Source organism: Sorangium sp. So ce367 (genome assembly GCF_051520455.1).
In the GTDB taxonomy this organism is placed as follows: Bacteria; Myxococcota_A; Polyangia; order Polyangiales; family Polyangiaceae; genus Sorangium; species Sorangium cellulosum_B.
Genome location: NZ_CP150334.1, coordinates 1,806,218 through 1,825,029 on the forward strand (window position 1 = coordinate 1,806,218; position 18,812 = coordinate 1,825,029).

An 18,812-nucleotide genomic window follows, 5' to 3' on the forward strand; every position below is an offset into this window, starting at 1 on the left:
GCTCAGAAGGCGTTGAAGGCGCCGAGGAAGAGCGGGGGGCCGGCGAAGGCGGCGTCGAGGAGGGCGGCCGCCTTGGCGCTGCCCACCACGAAGCCCTGGCTCAGGAGATCGCGCGCCGAGGAGGCGCCGAAATAGATCTGCGTGAGCCGCTCGATGGAGAGCGAGAGGCGATCGCCCGCGGTGCTGCCGGGGGCCGTCTGGACGCCGCGCGCCGCGAAGGTGACGTCGAAGGCGCGCGGCGCGTCCGTGAACACCGGGTCCTCGACGTCGACGCCGATGGCGCCGCGGACGCCGTGCTTCCGCGGCGACGGGTGAAGCGCGAGCGCGGCGGCGACGTCGACGATGCGCCCCATCGCGCCCGCCGCCGTCAGGCCGAGGACGCTGCGGCGCTGCGCCGTGTGCGCGGGCGGGCACAGGCCGGGGTGCCGGGCCGCCGTCTCGTACACGATCGGCTCGTCGCGGACGCCGGGCTCGTCGAGCAGCGGCGCGCCCTGACCGCGCGGGAGCGCCAGCTCCACGACCTCGTACTGATCGCCGAGCGCGCCGAGGAAGCCGATGAGCCCGCGGTAAGCGCCCGGCGTCGGCGCGTGGAGCTCGCGGACGAGCAGCTGCTGGGCGCCGTAGGCGCCGCCCTCCGGGACGTCGAAGAACAGGTAGCCGGCGATCGCCTTGGAGCCCGGATCCACGTAGACGGCGCCGCTCGGAGAGCGCTTGAAGACGCGCACGTCCCACCAGTAGTCGCTCCGCTTCAGCTGCCCCGTCGTCTCGGCCCGCGCGACGTCGTAGGCCTGCTTGATGAGCGGCTCGTCCCGCGGGCGGGAGAAGGCCCGCACGTGGCGGCGCAGCACCGAGTCCGGGAGCCGATCGGGGGAGGTGCGCACGACGTCCCGGAGCTCGCAGACGCCGAAGCCGAACCGCCGGTAGAACGAGAGCCGGAAAGGGTGGAGCAGCGTGAGCGCCTCGCCCCGGCGGCGCATGCGGCGGAGGCTCTCGCGGACGAGCCGATCCGCGATGCCCCGGCGGCGAAACTCCGGCAGCACCGCCACGGACGAGAGGCCCTGGAACGGCACGTCCGCGCCCGCGAAGCTCATCGTCAGGTCGAGCGAGGCGACGTACCCGACGAGCTGGCCGTCGGTCTCCGCGACGATCACGTTGTCGAGGGCGAGGTGCGCGTGCTCGGTGAAATACCGCAGCCACGCCTCTGGATCACCCGCCTGGAACGCGCGGTAGGCGACCGTCGCGAGGGTGCCCTCCTCGCCCTTGCGGGCGCTGCGAAACACGAGCTCATGGTTGGAACGGCTCGGGGTGCGGGTGCGCGCCATGCCGGTCAATCTACCCTGGGAAGCGCGCTCCCTGGGCCCGGCGGCCCGGCGGCGGCCCGGCGAAGCGCTTCGGACATCTCCTCGGCCGATCCGAAGCGGCCGGACGGCTCACGGGCAAGCGCCCTGACGAACCACGCGTCGAGGGCGGGCGTGATCTCGGCGCAACGCTGGCTCGGAGGCGAGAAGGTGCCGAGCCGGATGGCGCCGAGGAGGGCCTCGATCCCCTTCTGCTCGAACGGCGGCGCGCCGGTGAGCGCGTGGTACGCCATGATGCCCACGGACCAGAGATCCGAGCGGCCGTCGACCAGCTTCGGGTTGAAGAACTGCTCCGGGCTCATATAAACGAGGCTGCCGACCACCGCGCCCGTGTTCGTCAGCGTGGTCCCATCCGGGTCGACATCCCCCCTGGCCACCCCGAAATCGAGCAGCTTGACGCAGATGCCTCCGCCGGTGTCGGCGAGGAAGACGTGCTCTGGCGTGATGTCCCGGTGAATGACGCCGAGCTTGTGCGCCGCGGTGAGCCCCGTGCAGAGCTGCGAGACGAGCGCGAGCGTCTCCTCCAGGGGGAGGCGCCCGGCGCGCGCTAGCCGGTCGGACAGCTCCTCGCCCCGCAGCAGCTCCATCACGATGTACGAGAGGCCGTTGGCGGCGACGCCGTGCTCGTACACCTCGGCCACGTGAGGGCTCTTGATCCTCACCATGAGCGCGCCTTCGCGGTGGAACCGGGCGACCGCGGTCGCGTCGGTCGCGAGCGACGCAGAGATGAACTTGACGGCGACCTCCTTGCCGAGCCCGAGGTGATGCGCCGTCCAGATGCTGCCGACGCCTCCCATCCGGAGGAGGGTGTCGAGCGTCAGGTGCGGCGCTACATGGGATCCAGGCTCAAGCCGCATAGACAGTCAGTATGAATGATGCTCGCACCAGTGCACGTCTCTCTGGTCTCTGTCGACCGGGCGGGCGGGCGGGCGGGCGGCTCAATACAGCCCATCGGGTGGTCGCCCATCGGACATGAACTTCTTGGCCACAGCCGCGATCCGGCGCGCGGAGAGCTCCCGCCGGACGGGGACGACGTGGGTGAGCAGCGCCGCGAGGTACGCGCCGTCGGGCTGAGGATCGGACGACTCGAGCCGCTCCAGCGCCTCGAGCGTCTTGACGGCGTGCGCCGTGAAGATGGGCCTCACCGCGGCGTCGAACGCGGCGAAGGGGGCGAGCTCGGCGAACGCGCGCCGGCGACCCGCGGCGTCGAGCTCCCGCGCGATCGCGAGCGCCGCGCCGACGTCGCGCGCCTCCACCGCCTGGAGCAGCCCGCCGCCTCGCGCGCGGGTAGTAGCCGTAGCGGACGCGTGCGGCGCGGCGGCGTCCGCCTTGCGGAGCTTGCCGACGAAGCCGGCCGCGAGCACCGCGAGCTGCGCGGCCTCGCGCGGGAGGGCCTCGCGCCCGAGCGCCGCCGCCGCCTCCGCGAAGGTGACGGCGTGGGTGACGTCGAGCACCCCGACCTCGGCGTCGAGGCGCGCTTCCCAGGCCGAGTCGAAGCGCGCGAGGCGGACGGCGGCGGCGTGGCCGATCGCGCCGAGCAGCGCGAGCGGCCCGGCGCCGCGCGCGAGCCAGCGCACGGTCGCCTCGACGGCCGGCTGCTCTCCCGCGAGCACCTCGGCCTCGAAGGCGGCGCGCTCTGCGCCCTCGAGCGGCGCGGCGTCCTGGCGCGTGGCCTCTGCGGCGCCGTCGGGGCCGGGCAGGGGCAGATCGGCGAGGCGCGCGAGCGCGGCGCGCGTCGCGGTGAAGGGGGGCAGGCTGGTGTCGGCGGTCGCCCAGGCGAGCTGCACCGTGGAGGCGGCGAGGACCTCGTCGGCGGCGGACGAGAACCGCTCGGCCAGCTCGAGCGCCTTCGAGAGGAAGATGGCGCCGTGCCCGTAGTCGTACAGGTGCTGCGCGACGAAGGGCATGAGCGCGCGGCGCGCGCCGGCGGTGCCGCGGATCTCGACGAGCTCGCGCATCCGCGCCTCGGCCTCGTCGCGGCGCTCCGCCGCGAGCGCCTCGCTCACCTTCGCCGGCTCGTCGAGCTCGAAGTCGGCGATGCGCGCGAGGGGCGAGCGGGCCCCCACCTTGCCGGGGCCCTTGCCGCGGGGGCCCAGCCGAGCCGACGCCTCGCCGATCGCGTGGGCGGCGACCACGAACGCCTCCTCGGCCGGGATCCTGCCGCGCTCGACCCAGGCGCAGAGATCCGCGAGCAGGGCGAGGCCGTGGTCGAAGCCGTACTCGGCGCGCTCCGCCCCGTCCCTGGCGAGCACCTCGAACGCGAGGTGCAGGCTGCCCAGGCCGGTCTCGCCCCGGTGGAGCCCGAGCGCGCCCAGCCGGAGGCCCTCGCGCAGCGCGCGCGCCGGCTCGTCGCGCAGGATCGCCTCGCGCAGGCCGGCGACGAGGCGCCGCACCTCGGCCGCTGTGTCGACGGCCCGGTTGAGCTGCACGCGCCCGCCGTCGATGCGGGTGGCGTAGCGCCGCACGGGCTCGCCGCCGAACATGCAGGCGCCCGAGGCGAGCTCGAACTTCCAGTTGTGCCACGCGCAGGTCAGCACGCCGCCGCGCAGCGCGCCCTGCGACAGCGGGTAGCCCTGGTGCGGGCAGCGATCGTCGAGCGCGTGGACCTCGCCGCCACGGAGGACGCAGGCGAAGCGCCGCCCCGTGTCGTCCTTGCGCAGCACGGGCGCCTCCGCCGGAAATTCGGAGAGGGGGCCCAGATCGATCCAGTCCGACTTCATGGCTTCTTTGCGCCGCGGCGCGCGCCGCGGTGGGTACGCGGCGCGCGTCGTGAGAGCGACGCGCATCGTAGCCGAGGGCGGGGCGGGGAGGGGCCACGAACGGGGCCGCCGCGAGAAGTTCCCTGTCCGGACCCGCGCCGGCCGCTCACCCTTTCACGCAGAGGACCTGCCGCAGCTCGGCGACGACCTCCACGAGATCGCGCTGGTCTTCCATGACGCGCTCGATCGGCTTGTAGGCGGAGGGGATCTCGTCGAGGACGCCGCCGTCCTTGCGGCACTCGACCCCGGCCGTCTGCGCGGCCAGGTCGTTGACCGTGAAGCGCCGCTTCGCCTCGCCGCGGCTCATCTTGCGCCCCGCGCCATGCGAGGCGCTCTCGAACGCCTCGGGGTTGCCGAGGCCGCGCACGATGTACGAGCGCGTGCCCATCGAGCCGGGGATGATGCCAAGCTCGCCCTTGCCCGCTCGGATCGCGCCCTTGCGCGTCACCAGCACGTCTTCACCGAAATGACACTCTTCTGCCACGTAGTTGTGATGGCAAGTGATGGCTTCCTGGATCGCGAGCTCGGGGAAGTGCCGGCGCAGGACGCCTTCGGCGAGGTGGAACATGGCCTCGCGGTTCGTCCGCGCGTACCGCTGCGCCCAGAAGAGGTCGTGCCGGTAGGCCTTCATCTCCGGGGTGCCGGCGAGGAACACCGCGAGATCCCGATCGGGCAGGTCGCGGTTGTGGGCGAGCTTCTTCGCCGTGGCGATGTGGATCTCGGCGAGCTCCTTGCCGATGTTGCGAGAGCCGGAGTGGAGCATCAGCCACACGCCGCCGTCCGTGTCGAGGCAGAGCTCGATGAAGTGGTTGCCGCCCCCCAGCGTGCCGAGCTGACAGCGCGCCCGCGTGAACAGCCCCTGGACCTTCGGGCTCAGGCTCGCGAACTCGTCCCAGAGCGCGAGGCGCTCGAACCCCGCCGGCGGGGCGTCGTGGGAGGCGAACCCGACGGGGATCGCCCGCTCGAGGTCGCTGCGGATCCGCCGGAGGTCGTCGGGCAGATCGGCCGCGGTCAGGTTCGTGCGGAGCGCGCCCATCCCGCAGCCGATGTCGACGCCGACGGCGGCCGGCGCGACAGCGTCCCGCATCGCGATGACCGAGCCGACGGTCGCGCCCTTGCCGAAGTGGACGTCGGGCATGGCGGCGACGTGGTGGAACACCCAGGGCAGGGCGCTGATGTTCCGCAGCTGCTCCAGCGCGATGGCCTCGACCTCGTCCGGCCGGGTCCACAGCTTGATGTCCACGTTCTTGCCCTTGATCTGCGCGGGTCCCATGCGGGCACAATAGCGCGGGGCGCACGCAGGCGAACAGCGAGGGGCGCGTGCGGGCGAATCGCGAGGGGCGCGTGCGGGCGAGCGCGAGGCGGGCGGCTACCCCGTTCGGCCTTGCGGGGCTTCTGGGTTCTTGATACGCGTCGAAATCGCTGCTTCCGGGGTCCTTGTTCATGCCGTCTGCTCGCGCGCTCTCCATCGCAACCCTGGCGGCCTTCGCTCTGTCGTGTGGGGTCACGAGCGGCTGTGACGGCTGCAAGCCGAGCGAGGACCCTGCGGCCGGGAAGCCCGCCGCCGCGGCGTCCGCGACGGCCAGCGTCGCGGAAGGGGGGGAAGGTGCGGAAGGTGCGGAACGTCGACCGCGCGCCCTGCCCGCTGGCGACGACCGCTTCGCGGCCCAGATCGCGGCGAACCTACCCCGGGTGCCCGATCCGGCGATCCAGGCCCCGGAGGGCGACGGCGCGGGCGCCGAGCTCGACAATGGCACCTTCCGCGATCGCGCCATGGCCTTCGTCCGTCAGGTGGCAGCGGGTGGTGACAAGGTGACGTGCGATCTCGCCCTCTCGTCCAAACGCCCCTTCCGCGCTGTCGTGATGGGCTTTCAGGAGGGGAAGCAGATCGCCCGAGGGGAGGCGTCGGACGCGGGGCTCTGCGTCGCGCTGAAGGACGCCGCGCGCAGGGCGGTGGCCGCGGCGGGCGGCGCGGCGGCGATGACGAGCGCGCTCGCGGGCGCGCGGCTGGTCGTGGAGCTTCCGGATCATCACGAGTCGATGGTGGAGAGCGTCGAGCGCCCGGGGAAGGGCGTCGAGCTCGTCGAGGGGCTCGTGCCGGTGCGCGTCCTCGACAAGCCCCTCCTCGCGCGGCGCATCGAGGAGGGCAAAGGTTATCTCCTGCGCGTCATCGATCCGCAGCACAAGGGGGTTCACAAGTACTACCACGCCCCCGCGGACCGGTTCGAGCGCGAGCTGCACACGATCTACACCGCGTCCACGGCGCTGACGCTGCTGAAGCTGCACGCCTACAAGCCCGACGAGCGCCTGCTGCGGCTGGCGACGGAGGCCGCCGGCTTCATGATGGGCATGCAGAGCCGCGAGGCGCGCGATCGCACGGCCGGCGGCTTCTTCTATGCGTTCGACCTGGAGCGCGAGCGGCCCGAGCGCCGGCTGGTCGTCGGCACGGCGTCCAAGTCGATCTTCACGCTCCTCGAGCTCCACGGCGTCACGAAGGACAAGAGGTACCTCGAGTCCGCCGTGCTCGCGGCCGAGTGGCTGATCTCGATGCAGCGGCCGGACGGCAGCGTGCGCTCGGCCCTGACCGGGCAGGAGGGCGGGGCGTGGAAGGTCCAGGGCAAGGACTCGACGCTCTACACGGGGCAGGTCCTCTCCGCGCTGTCGCGCACCTACCGCGCCACGAACAACAAGAAGTACCTCGACGCCGCGGCCCGGACCGCGGACTACCTGCTCGCCAGGATCGCGGAGAAGGGGTGTTTCCTCGGCGACGATTACAGGAAGCCCAACCCGATCTCGAGCTCGTGGGCGGTCCAGTCGCTCCTCGACTTCGCGAAGGCCGGCGGCGGCCAGCGCGCCGAGCAGACCGTCTTCCGCTGCGCCGACGACCTCGTGAAGCGGCAGTGGCGCAGGCCCGAGGACGCCTACCGCTACGGCCGCTGGCAGCGCTCGCTGTCGAGCAGCGGGAGCGGCTGGCTCGCCGAGGTGATGTCGGAGGTGTACCACCATTGCCGGAAGAAGGGCACGGAGGGCTGCGATCGGTACAAGGACGCGGTGGTCGCCGCGATCCGGTTGCTCTTGCAGTACACCTACGGTCCGGAGAGCTCGTTCGTGGTGAAGAACCCGCAGGCGGCCGCGGGCGGGGTGTTCTGGAGCGTCAGGGATCGTTATGTGCGCACCGACTCGGTGTGCCACGCGATGAACGCGTACCTCAACATGATCGGCGAGCTCGGCGACGGCCCGCTGCTCACGCTGCCCGAGCGGCCCCTCGCCGAGCGGATGGCGCTCGCGGCGGAGGCGCCGGGCGCGGCGGACGCGGGGCTCCCCGAGGACGAGGGCGAGGAGGCCGCCGCGGGGCAGTCCGGGCCGAAGGGCGAGGACGCGGACGACTGAAGCGAATTGACGTTGTTCCAGGAGAACTCCCCATGGCTCAGGTGAAGATCTACGGAATCAAGGAGAAGCTCAATCCGGTGAAGGAGGCCCTGTCCAGGGTGATCCACGCCTGCGTCATGGAGGCGCTGCAGATGCCGCAGGACAAGCGGGCGCATCGCTTCTTCCCGATGGAGCGCGAGGACATGCTGGCGCCGGGCGGGCGCACCGACGCCTATACGATCATCGAGATCTCGATGATCACCGGGCGCAGCGTCGAGACGAAGAAGAAGCTCGTGCGGCTCCTGTTCGACAAGATCCGGGACGAGGTCGGGATCGACCACCAGGACATCGAGATCTGTATCTCGGAGTCGCCCGCCCACGACTGGGGGTTTCGCGGGATGCACGGCGACGAGGTCAAGCTGAACTACAAGATCAACCTCTAGGTCCGGCGCCGGCGCGGCTCCGGCGGTCAGGGCGGCAGCACGGCGACGATGCGCAGCGGCCCGCCGGAGCCGGCGCGAATCTTCATCGGGAGCGCGATGACGAGCGCACCTCGCAGGGGCAGCGACTCCATCGAGGCGACGTTCTCGAACGCCGGGATATCCGCCCCGAGCAGCGCCCGATGCGCCATGAAGCTCCTCGATGGGCCGTGGTCGATGCTCGCCGTGTCGATGCCCACCGCCCCCACGTTCCGCGCGATGAGCGCCCGCGCGGCGTCCTCGCCGATACCCGGAAAATGCAGCGCCTCGGCGTGGCCAGGCCGATCGTCGCCGAGGTAACGCTTCTTGTCAGGCCAGCGCGCGCCCCAGCCCGTCCGGATCATCACGATGGTGCGCGGCTCGATGGCGCCGTGCGCCCGCTCGAACGCCTCGATGTCCGCCAGGGTCACGAGGTAGTCGCTGTCCCTGGCCGCGGCGGCCGACACGTCCACCACCACCGCGGGGCCCACGAGGCGGGAGAGGGGCACGGCGTCTGCGGTCGATTTGCCCTCGGCGAAGTGGATGGGCGCGTCGAGGTGCGTGCCGCCATGCTCGGGCGCGCAGAGCGTGTACGCCGAGTAGAAGTAGCCGCCCTCGGTCTTGCCGTGGTGCACCGTACCGTGGGTGAAGCCTGTCGTCGCCGTGGGCCAGTAGATGGTCTTGTCGTCGAAGGGATAGGTCAGGTCGACGAGCCGCGCGCCCTCGGGCAGGTGGATGTCGCGCGCGCCCGCGCCTCCAGGGGTGTTGCCCCGCGCTCCCGCCTGCTCCGCCGCGCAGCCCGCCGAGAGCGCGGCGAGCACGAGTATCGTCGTGATCAACGTTCGCATCGAGCCCCTCCTGGCCGGCCATGCGGCCGGCCGCCGGAGATGATTCTGTCACCGGCCTCGGGCCCGGGGCATCGATCCTGACATCGCGCGCGGGAGAGCAACGCGGGCAGGAGCGGAGGGAACGACGAGGACAGGAGCGCGGCGAGCGGCAGGCGGGGGAAGCGGCCTGTCCAGTTCCGCTTCCGACGAACGTTCCGTGGGCCGGTTGCTCGAACACGATCTTGGCCGGAGCCCCGCAGCTCGTGCGGCCGCCACCCGCACCCGCCATGGCGCCGCCACCTGCCTGACGCCGCGCTACACCCTGAATTCCCCTGATTTCGGCCGCCTGCGCTCCTGGTACGCGCGCTGCCATGGACACCGCGCATGGGAGACGCCGACATCACGCTTCGCCACCTCGCCCGGAGGCGCCCCGAGGACCTGGTGCGCGCCCTCGTCCCGGAGGGCCGTCCCGTCGAGGTCCTCGGCTGGGTCGACAGCCAGGTCACGAACATCGAGCGTCGCCTGGACAAGGCGATTGGCGGCGCTGAGGCAGATCGTCGCGGAGATCCATGCGGGGGCGGCCACCGCCGAGGAGCGGGCCGAGCTGTACACGGCGCTCCTGGTGATGGCGACCATCGATCCCTGGGGGCATAATCTGCTGAAGGAGCTCGTCATGATGGTGGAGGACAAGGAAGAGGGGCTGCTACGGCGAACGCCGATCATCGGGGAGATGATCATCGAGGCCGAGAGACGCGGCGAGGAGCGCGGGGAGAGACGCGGTGAGGAGCGCGGGGAGCGACGCGGCGAGGAGCGGGGGGAGCGACGCGGCGAGGAGCGCGGTGAGCGACGCGGCGAGGAGCGAGGCAAGCAGCAGGCGATCGCGGAGCTGCTCGGTCGGCTCTTCGCCCGGCGGCTCGGGCGGCGACCGACGGCCGAAGAAGAGCGCTCGATCATCGAGCGAGCCCGCGCCATCGGTCCGGGCGAGGTCGAGGATGCCTTGCTCGATCTGGAGGCCGACGCGCTGGTGCGCTGGCTCGCGGAGCCGCTCCGCACGTCGTGAGCTCGGCGGGAGGATGGTTCTCCGCGCGCGTGGCGCGTGATCGCAGCGATTCGACCCAGGTAGGCGCAGCCGCCGCACAGCAGCGGCTGCGGCGCGGCCCAGGTCGGGAACGACCATCGGTCCGAGCGGGCGCGGCCATCCGCGCGGGCGGCGGTCAGTCGCTCCGGCGGGGCGCCCGCTTCTTGGCTCCGGCGCGCGAGCTCCTGGACTCCCCCGGTCGCGGCGCCCCTTCGAGCTCCGCTTCAAGCCCCTTGAGGATCAGCGCCAGTCCATACCGGAACCGCGCGCCCGTGTCGGTGCTCAGGAGGTGCGGGAGCGCCGCCGCGAGGTGCGGGTAAGCTCCTCGCTCCACCGCCTCGCGGAAGAGCGCTGGATCGGCCTTGCCAGGGTCCGCTCCCGGGCGGACCACCAGGGCCTGCTCCTCGAGGGTGAAGCCGATCACGTAGTACACGATCGACCAGCACCCCCACGCCGCGGCGCGCGGGGAGAGACCGGCGTCGCTCAGCGCGCCGAGCAGCACCTCCGAGACCCGCAGCGTGTTGTCCTGAGCGACGTAGGTACCCGCGAACACCCGCGCCCCGTCGCGGTGCGCGAGGAGCGCCCTGCGGAGCCGCTCGGCCATGTCCGCCGCGAGCTCCAGCCCCGAGAGCGCTGCCGGCACGCTGTCCGCGCAGCCCGCCAGCATGGCCTCCGCCATCGCGTCGAGCAGCTCCTCCTTGTTCTTGATGTGCCAGTAGAGCGTCGCCGCCTGGACATCCAGCTCCTGCCCGAGCCGGCGCATCGTCAGCGCGTCGAGCCCGACGTCGTTCAGGAGACGCAGCGCCGTCGCGACGACCTGCTCACGCCGTAGCCGCATCGCCGGTCCTTCCCTCGTCCGCGCCCGGAAGTCGAAGCACGGCCTTGACTCTAACATCGTTCAATTTACTCTAACGTTGTTAGAGTTTGGGACCTGGAGGTTTCAATGTTGGTGAAAAATGATGTTGTGGTGGTTGGCGGTGGCCCGGTAGGGATGTTGCTGGCCTCGGAGCTCGCGCTCGCGAAGGTCCGGGTCCGTGTGCTGGAGCAGCGGCCGACGCGCACCGAGCAATCGCGCGCGCTCACGGTGCACCCGAGGACGCTGGAGATCCTCGATCAGCGCGGGATCGTGGATCGCTTCCAGCGCCGGGGCGTGCCGGTGCCGGCAGGGCATTTCGCGTGGCTCGACACGCCGCTCGATTTCTCGCGCCTCGACACGCGGCACCCGTACACGCTGTGGCTGGCCCAGGCCCAGACAGAGGCGCTCCTGGAGGAGCGGGCCCGCGAGCTGGGCGTCGATATCCAGCGCGGTCGCTCGGTCGTCGAGGTCGCGGAGAGGGAAGGCGAGGTCGCGCTGCGGGTCGAAGGCCCCGCGGGGCAGGCCGAGGAGCGCGCGCGTTACGTGGTGGGGTGCGACGGGGCGAGGAGCGTCGTACGACGATCGATCGGCGTCGGGTTTCCGGGCACGGAGACGACGGTGACGGCCATCCTGGGCGACGTGGAGCTCGACGAGCCTCCGGCCAGGCCGTTCAGGCACACGTGCTCGCGCGGCTCCGTGCTGGCGGCCCCGCTTCCGCCCGGCGATCACGAGGGCGTCTATCGCTTCGTCGTGTTCGATCCGCAAAGGGTGCACGTGAGCACGTCCGAGCCGGTCACGCTCGAGGAGCTGCAGAGCGGCGTCGCGCGGATCGTCGGAAGGGACTTCCGGATGCGCAATCCACGGTGGCTGTCGCGCTTTGGCAATGCGACGCGGGTCGCCGAGCGGTACCGGCGCGGGCGAGTCCTCCTCGCGGGCGACGCGGCGCACATCCACTTTCCCGCCGGCGGCCAAGGGCTCAATGTCGGGCTGCAAGACGCGATGAACCTCGGCTGGAAGCTCGCGGCCGAGGTGAACGGCTGGGCGCCGCCCCACCTCTTGGACAGCTATCATGCCGAGCGTCACCCGGTGGGCGTGGCCCTGGGGCGCAACACGGAGGTTCAGACCAAGCTCGGCGACTTCTCGGAAGCGGGGTTGGCGCTCCGTCAGATGATGAGCGAGCTGCTCGCCATGGATCCCGTCAATCGGCGGATCTCCGAGATGATCAGCGCGCTCGACGTCGCGTATCCGACCGGCGGGGCAGCGGAGGCGCACCCCTGGGTCGGCAGGCGGGCGCCCGATCGCGCGCTCGTGACGGACTCCGGTGCTTCGCGGCTGTACGAGCTGCTCCACGCGGCCCGGTTCGTCCTGCTCGACCTCGCCGGCGCGGTCGATCTCCGGGAGGCAGGCGCGGCGTGGGGCGATCGCGTCGACGTCGTCCGCGCGACGGCCGCCCCCGAGGGCGATCTCGCCGCCGTCGATGCGGTCCTGGTGAGGCCGGACGGGCACGTCGCGTGGGCGAGCGACGCCGCCCGACGCGCGACGCGCCTCGCCGATCTGAGGAGCGCGCTCGCGTCCTGGTGCGGGCCCGCGTGAGGCCGCGAGGGTGCGCTCACACCTTCGGCTCGGAAGAGGTGGAGAAGGTGGAGCGCCGGCGCCCGACAAGGATCGCGGCCCACCTCGGTGCTGCCCAGCGAGCTCCGCGGCCCGCGGTGACGCTGCCAGTCGCGCCGCGACCCGGCGGCTGCGCAGCACGACAGCAGTACATCCAGGGAGACGCGGCGTCCCCTCGTGGGGACTCCTTGCCTCCTCCTCGGGTGAAGTGAGCTCGAACGGCCTGAGCTCGAGGTGCGCGCCCCAGGAAGGCGTTCTGGCGTCGAAGGAACAATGACGCTCCTCCGTTCACCAAGACCAGGGCTTCCGCAAGGCAAGGTCCATTGGGCGGCGGCGCGTGGGATTGCGATGATTGCGCCCGGTGCATCGCGCGGATAACGTGGGTGCATGAGGAGCTGGGAGCAGCAAGTCCAGGCCGTGGCCGCGACGCTCGGCCTCGACGCGCAGGGCGGCGAAGCGAAGGGCCTCGTCGCGGGGCGTCCCGTCTCCGTGGAGCTCAGCGACTCAGAAGATCGTCCGCACGTCCTCGTCCATGGCTCGCTCCGACCACCCCTCGATCTGGGCCTCGAGATGGAGCGCAGGCAGACGACCCTGGGCTTCGTGAACGCGGTCTTGACCGGCAGCGACGACCTCGACAGCGAGTTCTCGATCGCAGCGGATGACCCCTCCCGGACAGGGGATCTCTTCACCGTGGCGCTCCGCGAGCACCTCGTCGTGCTGCACCGCGCGTCCTACGAGCTCCGCATCCACGACGGCGGCTGCACGCTCTCCGAGCCGTACGGATCCACCGATGAGGCGTGGATCGTGCGCGCCGCCCACAGCGCCGCGCAGACCGTCGAGCTCCTCGACGATGCGCGCGCTGGCCTCCGCGCCGCCGCGTCGCTCGCCGCGCACGCCGAGGCGCTCCGCGCGCTCGCCTCGGCGCGCGGCCTCGCCTTCGCGTGCGTGCCGCTCTCGATCACGGGCCGGATCGAGGGGGGCCCCATCGAGGTCGGCTCGGCGCGCGCGGCGCGCGGCCGCCACCGGATCACCGCGCGCGCGAGCTTCGAGACCGAGCTCGGCCTTGGCCTCGCCGTCCGGCGCGAACGACTCCTCGACGGCCTCGTCACGATGCTGGGCGGGCAGGACATCGTCGTTGATGACGAGGCGTTCGATCGCCGCTTCCACGTGCGTGTGGATCCGCGGCAGACCGACCGGACCCCCGCGCTGCTCGACCCTGGCGCCCGTATGGCCCTCCTCGCCCTCGACGAGCGCGCCGGCCCGGTTACCATCGACGATCGCGGCGTGACCTTGGGACCGATCGCCCCCTCGATCGCGCCGGACACGATGGTGTGGGCCATCGACACGCTCGACGAGGTGCGCGCAAGGATCGAGCGCAACCTCCTGCGTGGCCCCGGGGGCGGGCCCTACCGCTAGCGATGGGCGGGTCGAGGCGCACGCTGCGACCTTATCCCCCTCGCTCGGCAGCGAACGCCTTCGCGGGTCGAGCGCCTTGCACCGCGCTTCTTTGATATACAGGCCAGGACGGAACCGAGGTGCGGATGAACGGTGACGCGAATTACATGGCTGTCGTTGCGGAGAACCAGCGGCTGAAGCAGCGCATCCGGGAGCTGGAGGAGGCCGAGGAGGCACGGGATCGCCTCCAGGCGGAGCTGCGCCAGAGCGAGGAGCATGCGCGTGTCTTTGTCACCTACAGCCCGGCTGCTGTGGCCATGTTCGACAAGGACATGCGCTACATCCTGGCCAGTCACCGCTGGCGGGAAGATTTCGGCATGAAGGAGCAGGACATCATCGGCCGATGTCATTACGACCTCTTCCCCGAGATCCCCGAGCACTGGAGGGAGATCCACCGGCGCTGCATCGCAGGGGCCTCGGAATCGAACGATGAAGAGCCCTTCCCGCGGGCCGACGGGAGCGTCGACTGGGTGCGCTGGAAGATCTTTCCCTGGTACAAGTCGACCGGCGAGATCGGCGGGATCATCCTGTTCACCGAGGTGATCACCGACCGGAAGCGGCTCGAGGATACGCTCCGGTTGCAGGCGAAGACGCTCCTGGAGCTGTCGACGCCCATCGTGCCCATCAGCCAGGGCGTCCTCGTGCTGCCGCTCGTGGGCGTGCTGGACGCGGCGCGGGCGCAGCAGATGATGGAGAACCTGCTGAGCAAGGTGGTCGAGCGGCAGGCGCGGGTGGCGATCATCGACGTCACCGGCGTGCCGCACATCGACGCGACCTCGGCGAGCGCCCTCCTGCAGGTGGCGCGGGCGGTCCGGCTGCTCGGGGCGCAGGTCGTTTTGACGGGCATCCGGCCGGAGGTGTCCCATGCCATCGTCAGCCTCGACATCGATCTCGCCGGCGTCGTGACCCGCCGCGACCTGCAGAGCGCGATCTCGTTCGCGACCGGGATGAGCCTTTCGCCCGCGTCGCCGTCCCGGCCTTGACGCACCTTGCCCGGGGGCTGCTGCTGCAGCAGCACCCGCGCAGCACGCGCCTGCTGCTCCAGCAGCAAGGGCTTATCCGGTATAACGGATCCGTGTCTTTTGAAGCGGACGTAAGGCTGGTACGCCGCATGCAGAATGCAGAACGCAACCTGCAGCGGCGCAACGAGCGTCGAGCTGCTTTCCTGACAGAGTGCGCGGCGTGTGCCGCGTGCGGCTGAGTTTCCTTCGTTGCCGGGAGGCGTCGGGGCGTTCGAGCCCTCTCTGAACTCTCCCCCGGGACGGCGCGCTGGAGCGTGCGGGCGCGGTCACAGGGCCGAGCGCATCGATGGTGCTTCCGCCCGACCTGCCCTGCTGGCCACGGTGAAGGCTTGGTCCGCACAGTGCAATGCGTCAGGGCGATAGTCGATCTGAAGAAAGCCATGAAAGATCCAGTGATCGCGCTCCGCGCGGTCTCATCCACCCTCGCGATCACGACCCTGACGAACGCCCTCCCGGGCGCGCCGGCCGTCGTGTGGCGTCGGGTCGCGACGCGCTCTGCGCTCTGCGCACGGGCGCGCTCCGCGGCGTCCCCCCGGCGCTCGCGGCGGCTCGCGCCCCGCCGGATCGGCGCTGACGTCGAGCGATGGACCGCCACGCGCTGTAGGGGCGCCGCGCTCGCGGCGCTCTAGCTCGAAGGCCTCTCACATTCTCAGCACAGGAGCGGGCGCCTGGTCGGCGCGCGGCCTCGTGCGCCCTGGGCGCGGCAGCCCGGCGCCGATGGCCGCCGCGCGACCGCGCGATCGCGCCATGGAGTCATCGTCATGAGCGTCTCATCCTCTCACCTCTCGCTGAAAGACGGCAAGAAGACCTCTCGCTCGCGGGTGGTGCGCGACAAGCTCGATTACCCGGTGATCGACACCGATCTGCACACGATCGAGTTCGCGCCGATCCTCGAGGATTACATCGCGAAGTACGGCGGCGCGAAGTCCGTCGACGAGTTCCGCGACGCGATCAACCGGGGCTTCGGCTACCTGAGCAACGAGTGGTACGAGCTCACGCCCGAGCAGCGCGCGGCGCAGCGCTCGGTCCGCCCGCCGTGGTGGGCGCTGCCGACGAAGAACACCCTCGATCTCGCCACGGTGTCGCTGCCCAGGCTGCTTCACGAGCGGCTCGGCGAGTCGGGGACGGACTACGCGGTTCTCTTCCCGAACGTCTCCACGTTCGCCACCCACGTCGGCAAGGAGGACCTGCGCCGGGTGCTCATCCGCGCGGTCAACGCCTATCACGCCGACGTGTACCGGCCGTACGCCGACCGCCTCACGCCTGTCGCGGCCATCCCGCTGCACACGCCGGAGGAGGGCGTCGAGGAGCTGGAGTTCGCCGTGCGCGAGCTCGGCCTCAAGGTCGCCCTCATCCCGGGCAACCTCCGGCGGCCGATCCGGTCGGTGGCCGAGAAGTACCCGTCGCGGCACCACCCGGACGTCGCGCGGCACGCGAACTGGCTCGACACGTTCGGCGTGGACAGCGAGCACAACTACGACCCGTTCTGGGCCAAGGCGGTCGAGCTCAGGACGGTGCTGACCACCCACTCCGCCGGGATGGGGTGGACCAGCCGCAGCTCGGTGTCGAGCTACATGTACAACCACATCGGCCACTTCGCCTCCGCCTCCGAGGCGCTCGCGAAGTCGCTCTTCTTCAGCGGCGTGACGCGCCGGTTCCCCGATCTCCGCGTCGGCTTCCTCGAGGGAGGGGCGGCGTGGGGCGCGACGCTGTTCGCGGATCTGGTGGGGCACTGGGAGAAGCGCAATGGCAGGGCGGTCCAGAACTACAACCCCGATCTGATCGACGCGAAGCTGCTGTACGCGCTCTACCAGCAGTACGGCGGCGAGGAGGTCGGGGCGCGGCTCGGCGACATCCACGCTGTCCTCGGCGGGGCGCTCGGCGTCTCGAACAACTCGCGGAGACAGCCCCAGGACCCGGGCGCGCTCGACGACTTCGCGTTGGCGGGCATCGAGCGGATCGAGGACATCCGCGACAGGTACGTGCCGAACTTCTACTTCGGCTCGGAGGCGGACGACCCGACGATCGCGTACGCGTTCAACACGAAGGTCAACCCGCTCGGCGTCCAGCTCAACGCCTTCTGGGCGTCGGACAGCGGCCACTGGGACGTGCCGGACCTGACCGAGGTCCTCGCGGACACCTGGAGCCTCGTCGAGCGCGGGGCGCTCACGGAGGCGAACTTCCGCGATCTGGTGTTCACCCATCCCTACAACTTCTTTGCCGGCAAGAACCCCGGCTTCTTCGCCGGGACCGCGGTCGAGCAGAAGCTGCGGAAGAGCAAGGCGGCCTGAACGTGGAGCGTCGGGCGGGGCGACGGAAGCGGCCCCGCCCGACGGTAGCTGTGAATCAACGAACCCCTCTGGATCCATTCATGCGTTTGCTCGACCGCTCAAGAACCGCCATCTCATCGATCCTCGCGACGACCGTCGTCCTTTGCGTGACGCAGGCGAGCGCGCAGAACCCGCCCGGCAGAGCCCAGGGCGAACGCCCCGCGCCTGCGCCTGTCGGCGCGGCCCCTACGCCCGCCGGTGCGGCTCAGGCGCCTGCCGGCGCGGCCCCTGCGCCCGCTGGCGCGGCCCGTACGCCGGCCGCCGTGCCTCCCGCGGGCCCTGCGCCCGCTGGCGCGGCCCCTGCGCCCGCTGGCGCGGCAGCGGCGCCCGCTGGGGCAGCCCCCGGCGCGGGCGTCGCGACCGCCGCCCAGGCTGCTCCCGGCGCCACCCCCGGCGCGCCGGACCCCGGCGCCCCGCCCGCGGGCGACGCAGCCGCGGAGGCCTTCGTCGAGCCGGATCCCAACGCCGTCACGCGCGACGACCTGCAAGGGCTCGTCACCGACCTCGAGAACTTCAAGTTCCAGTGGCAGCGAGAGCGCGACCTCCACACCGCCCTCTCGACCCGCTCCCTCCTCGTCGGCGGCGTCATCCAGGCGCGCATCGGATGGACGGAGCAGCCGGTGAACACGGCGACCTCGAAGGATCGCAAGGTGACGTTCGACACGGGCGCCGCGACCCTCACGTTCAATGGCATCCTCTACAAGGACTACGAGGAAGGCCGCAACCTGACCTACTCGGTGCGCTTCGGCGCCTCGCCCCAGCAGGCGAGCAACAACAGCTTCCTCAACCTGCTGGACGCCCAGCTGGCGTACTCCGTGCTCCCCACCCTCGCCCCCGAGGACTGGGTCCTGCAGGTCACCCTGGGCCAGCAGCTCCTGCCCTTCGGGCTGGAGGTCCCCGCGAGCGAGGAGCTGAAGCCGGTGATCACCAACGCGCAGTTCACGACGAAGCTCGGGCTGAACCGGCGTGACCTCGGGCTCATCGTCCGCGGCGACGTGCTGCCGCAGGTGGACTACGGCTACAACTACCGGGCGCCCCTCCTCGCCTACGCGATCGGCATCGTCAACGGGAGCGGGCCGAACACGCCCGACGACAACAGCGAGAAGGACATCATCGGCCGCCTCGCGTTCACCGTGCCGTCCGACTACAACTCCCTCCTCCGCCAGATCACGCTCGGCGGCAGCGCGTACATCGGCTGGCAGAACACGTTCCTCAAGGACGAGAAGAAGACGCTGTCCGGCAAGGGCGTCAAGCGCCGCTTCGGCGGCGACATCTACTACAACCACTATCCGATCGGCGTCACCTACGAGTTCATCTACGGCCAGGACGACGTGACGCTCGGGACGACGGCGGAGGACCCCCGGAAGACGAGGCAAACCAGCCTGTCGCACGTGGCGACCTTCTTCTACAACTGGGGCGAGCAGTTCCTGAGGGGCTACCGCAACCAGGGCCGCTACGACGACTGGTGGCCGAAGACCTACCAGCCGTTCCTCCGCGTCGACCTCTTCGACCCCAGCACCGAGGTGCAAGAGAACCGGGTCGACGTCTACACGCTCGGCTTCAACGTCTTCTTCGCGGAGACGACGAAGTTCCAGCTCAACGTCAACCGCCGAGACGACCGCACGAGCACCGAGGGGGCCAAACACGAGGTCCTGGCCCAGCTCCAAGGCGCCTTCTGAGCGATGCTCG

At 71.1% G+C, this 18,812-nt stretch carries 15 protein-coding genes; 9 read left to right on the plus strand and 6 right to left on the minus strand.

Translation table 11 applies throughout. The features are described from left to right. Positions 1–2: 2 nt before the first annotated feature. The 4 genes from WME97_RS06975 to WME97_RS06990 form a co-directional block, all read right to left on the minus strand. Positions 3–1,322, minus strand: a complete 1,320-nt coding sequence (locus tag WME97_RS06975; RefSeq protein ID WP_437550472.1) for a GNAT family N-acetyltransferase — start codon at positions 1,320–1,322, stop codon at positions 3–5. Between the two features lie 5 nt (positions 1,323–1,327). Beyond that, positions 1,328–2,215 (minus strand): serine/threonine-protein kinase, encoded by an 888-nt coding sequence (locus tag WME97_RS06980; RefSeq protein WP_437550474.1) that lies wholly within the window; start codon positions 2,213–2,215, stop codon positions 1,328–1,330. Positions 2,216–2,296: 81 nt separating this feature from the next. Then, on the minus strand, positions 2,297–4,078 hold the full coding sequence (locus tag WME97_RS06985; RefSeq protein ID WP_437550476.1) for a Rieske 2Fe-2S domain-containing protein: 1,782 nt from the start codon (positions 4,076–4,078) through the stop codon (positions 2,297–2,299). Between the two features lie 145 nt (positions 4,079–4,223). Continuing rightward, positions 4,224–5,390, minus strand: coding sequence for an RtcB family protein (locus WME97_RS06990; RefSeq protein ID WP_437550478.1), 1,167 nt, complete (start codon positions 5,388–5,390; stop codon positions 4,224–4,226). 170 nt (positions 5,391–5,560) lie between these two features. Between WME97_RS06990 and WME97_RS06995 the strand changes: the two genes are divergently transcribed. Further along, complete coding sequence (locus tag WME97_RS06995) at positions 5,561–7,507, plus strand: D-glucuronyl C5-epimerase family protein (RefSeq protein ID WP_437550480.1); 1,947 nt, start codon at positions 5,561–5,563, stop codon at positions 7,505–7,507. 32 nt (positions 7,508–7,539) lie between these two features. Next, the gene (locus WME97_RS07000) at positions 7,540–7,929 is read left to right on the plus strand and encodes a tautomerase family protein (RefSeq protein WP_437550482.1); all 390 of its coding nucleotides are present in this window, start codon (positions 7,540–7,542) and stop codon (positions 7,927–7,929) included. Between the two features lie 26 nt (positions 7,930–7,955). Here WME97_RS07000 and WME97_RS07005 read toward each other — a convergent pair whose 3' ends face one another. Continuing rightward, positions 7,956–8,792 (minus strand): cyclase family protein, encoded by an 837-nt coding sequence (locus tag WME97_RS07005; RefSeq protein WP_437550484.1) that lies wholly within the window; start codon positions 8,790–8,792, stop codon positions 7,956–7,958. A 514-nt stretch (positions 8,793–9,306) separates the two neighbouring features. Between WME97_RS07005 and WME97_RS07010 the strand changes: the two genes are divergently transcribed. Next, entirely contained in the window at positions 9,307–9,831 is a 525-nt protein-coding gene (locus WME97_RS07010; RefSeq protein WP_437550486.1) for a hypothetical protein, read from the plus strand. Between the two features lie 154 nt (positions 9,832–9,985). Here WME97_RS07010 and WME97_RS07015 read toward each other — a convergent pair whose 3' ends face one another. Then, entirely contained in the window at positions 9,986–10,687 is a 702-nt protein-coding gene (locus WME97_RS07015; RefSeq protein ID WP_437550488.1) for a TetR/AcrR family transcriptional regulator C-terminal domain-containing protein, read from the minus strand. Positions 10,688–10,792: 105 nt separating this feature from the next. Between WME97_RS07015 and WME97_RS07020 the strand changes: the two genes are divergently transcribed. The 6 genes from WME97_RS07020 to WME97_RS07045 all read left to right on the plus strand — a co-directional run bounded on the left by WME97_RS07020 (position 10,793) and on the right by WME97_RS07045 (position 18,802). Continuing rightward, complete coding sequence (locus WME97_RS07020) at positions 10,793–12,298, plus strand: FAD-dependent monooxygenase (RefSeq protein ID WP_437550489.1); 1,506 nt, start codon at positions 10,793–10,795, stop codon at positions 12,296–12,298. 405 nt (positions 12,299–12,703) lie between these two features. After that, a complete protein-coding gene (locus WME97_RS07025) occupies positions 12,704–13,732 on the plus strand; it encodes a hypothetical protein (protein ID WP_437550491.1) in 1,029 nt (342 codons plus the stop codon). A 146-nt stretch (positions 13,733–13,878) separates the two neighbouring features. Further along, entirely contained in the window at positions 13,879–14,754 is an 876-nt protein-coding gene (locus tag WME97_RS07030) for an STAS domain-containing protein (RefSeq protein WP_437550493.1), read from the plus strand. A gap of 419 nt (positions 14,755–15,173) precedes the next feature. After that, positions 15,174–15,422: a hypothetical protein gene (locus tag WME97_RS07035; protein ID WP_437550495.1), complete on the plus strand. Its 249-nt coding sequence runs from the start codon at positions 15,174–15,176 to the stop codon at positions 15,420–15,422. Positions 15,423–15,554: 132 nt separating this feature from the next. Continuing rightward, positions 15,555–17,084, plus strand: a complete 1,530-nt coding sequence (locus WME97_RS07040) for an amidohydrolase family protein (RefSeq protein ID WP_437550497.1) — start codon at positions 15,555–15,557, stop codon at positions 17,082–17,084. Positions 17,085–17,386: 302 nt separating this feature from the next. Further along, complete coding sequence (locus tag WME97_RS07045) at positions 17,387–18,802, plus strand: hypothetical protein (RefSeq protein WP_437550499.1); 1,416 nt, start codon at positions 17,387–17,389, stop codon at positions 18,800–18,802. The last annotated feature ends 10 nt before the right edge of the window (positions 18,803–18,812 follow it).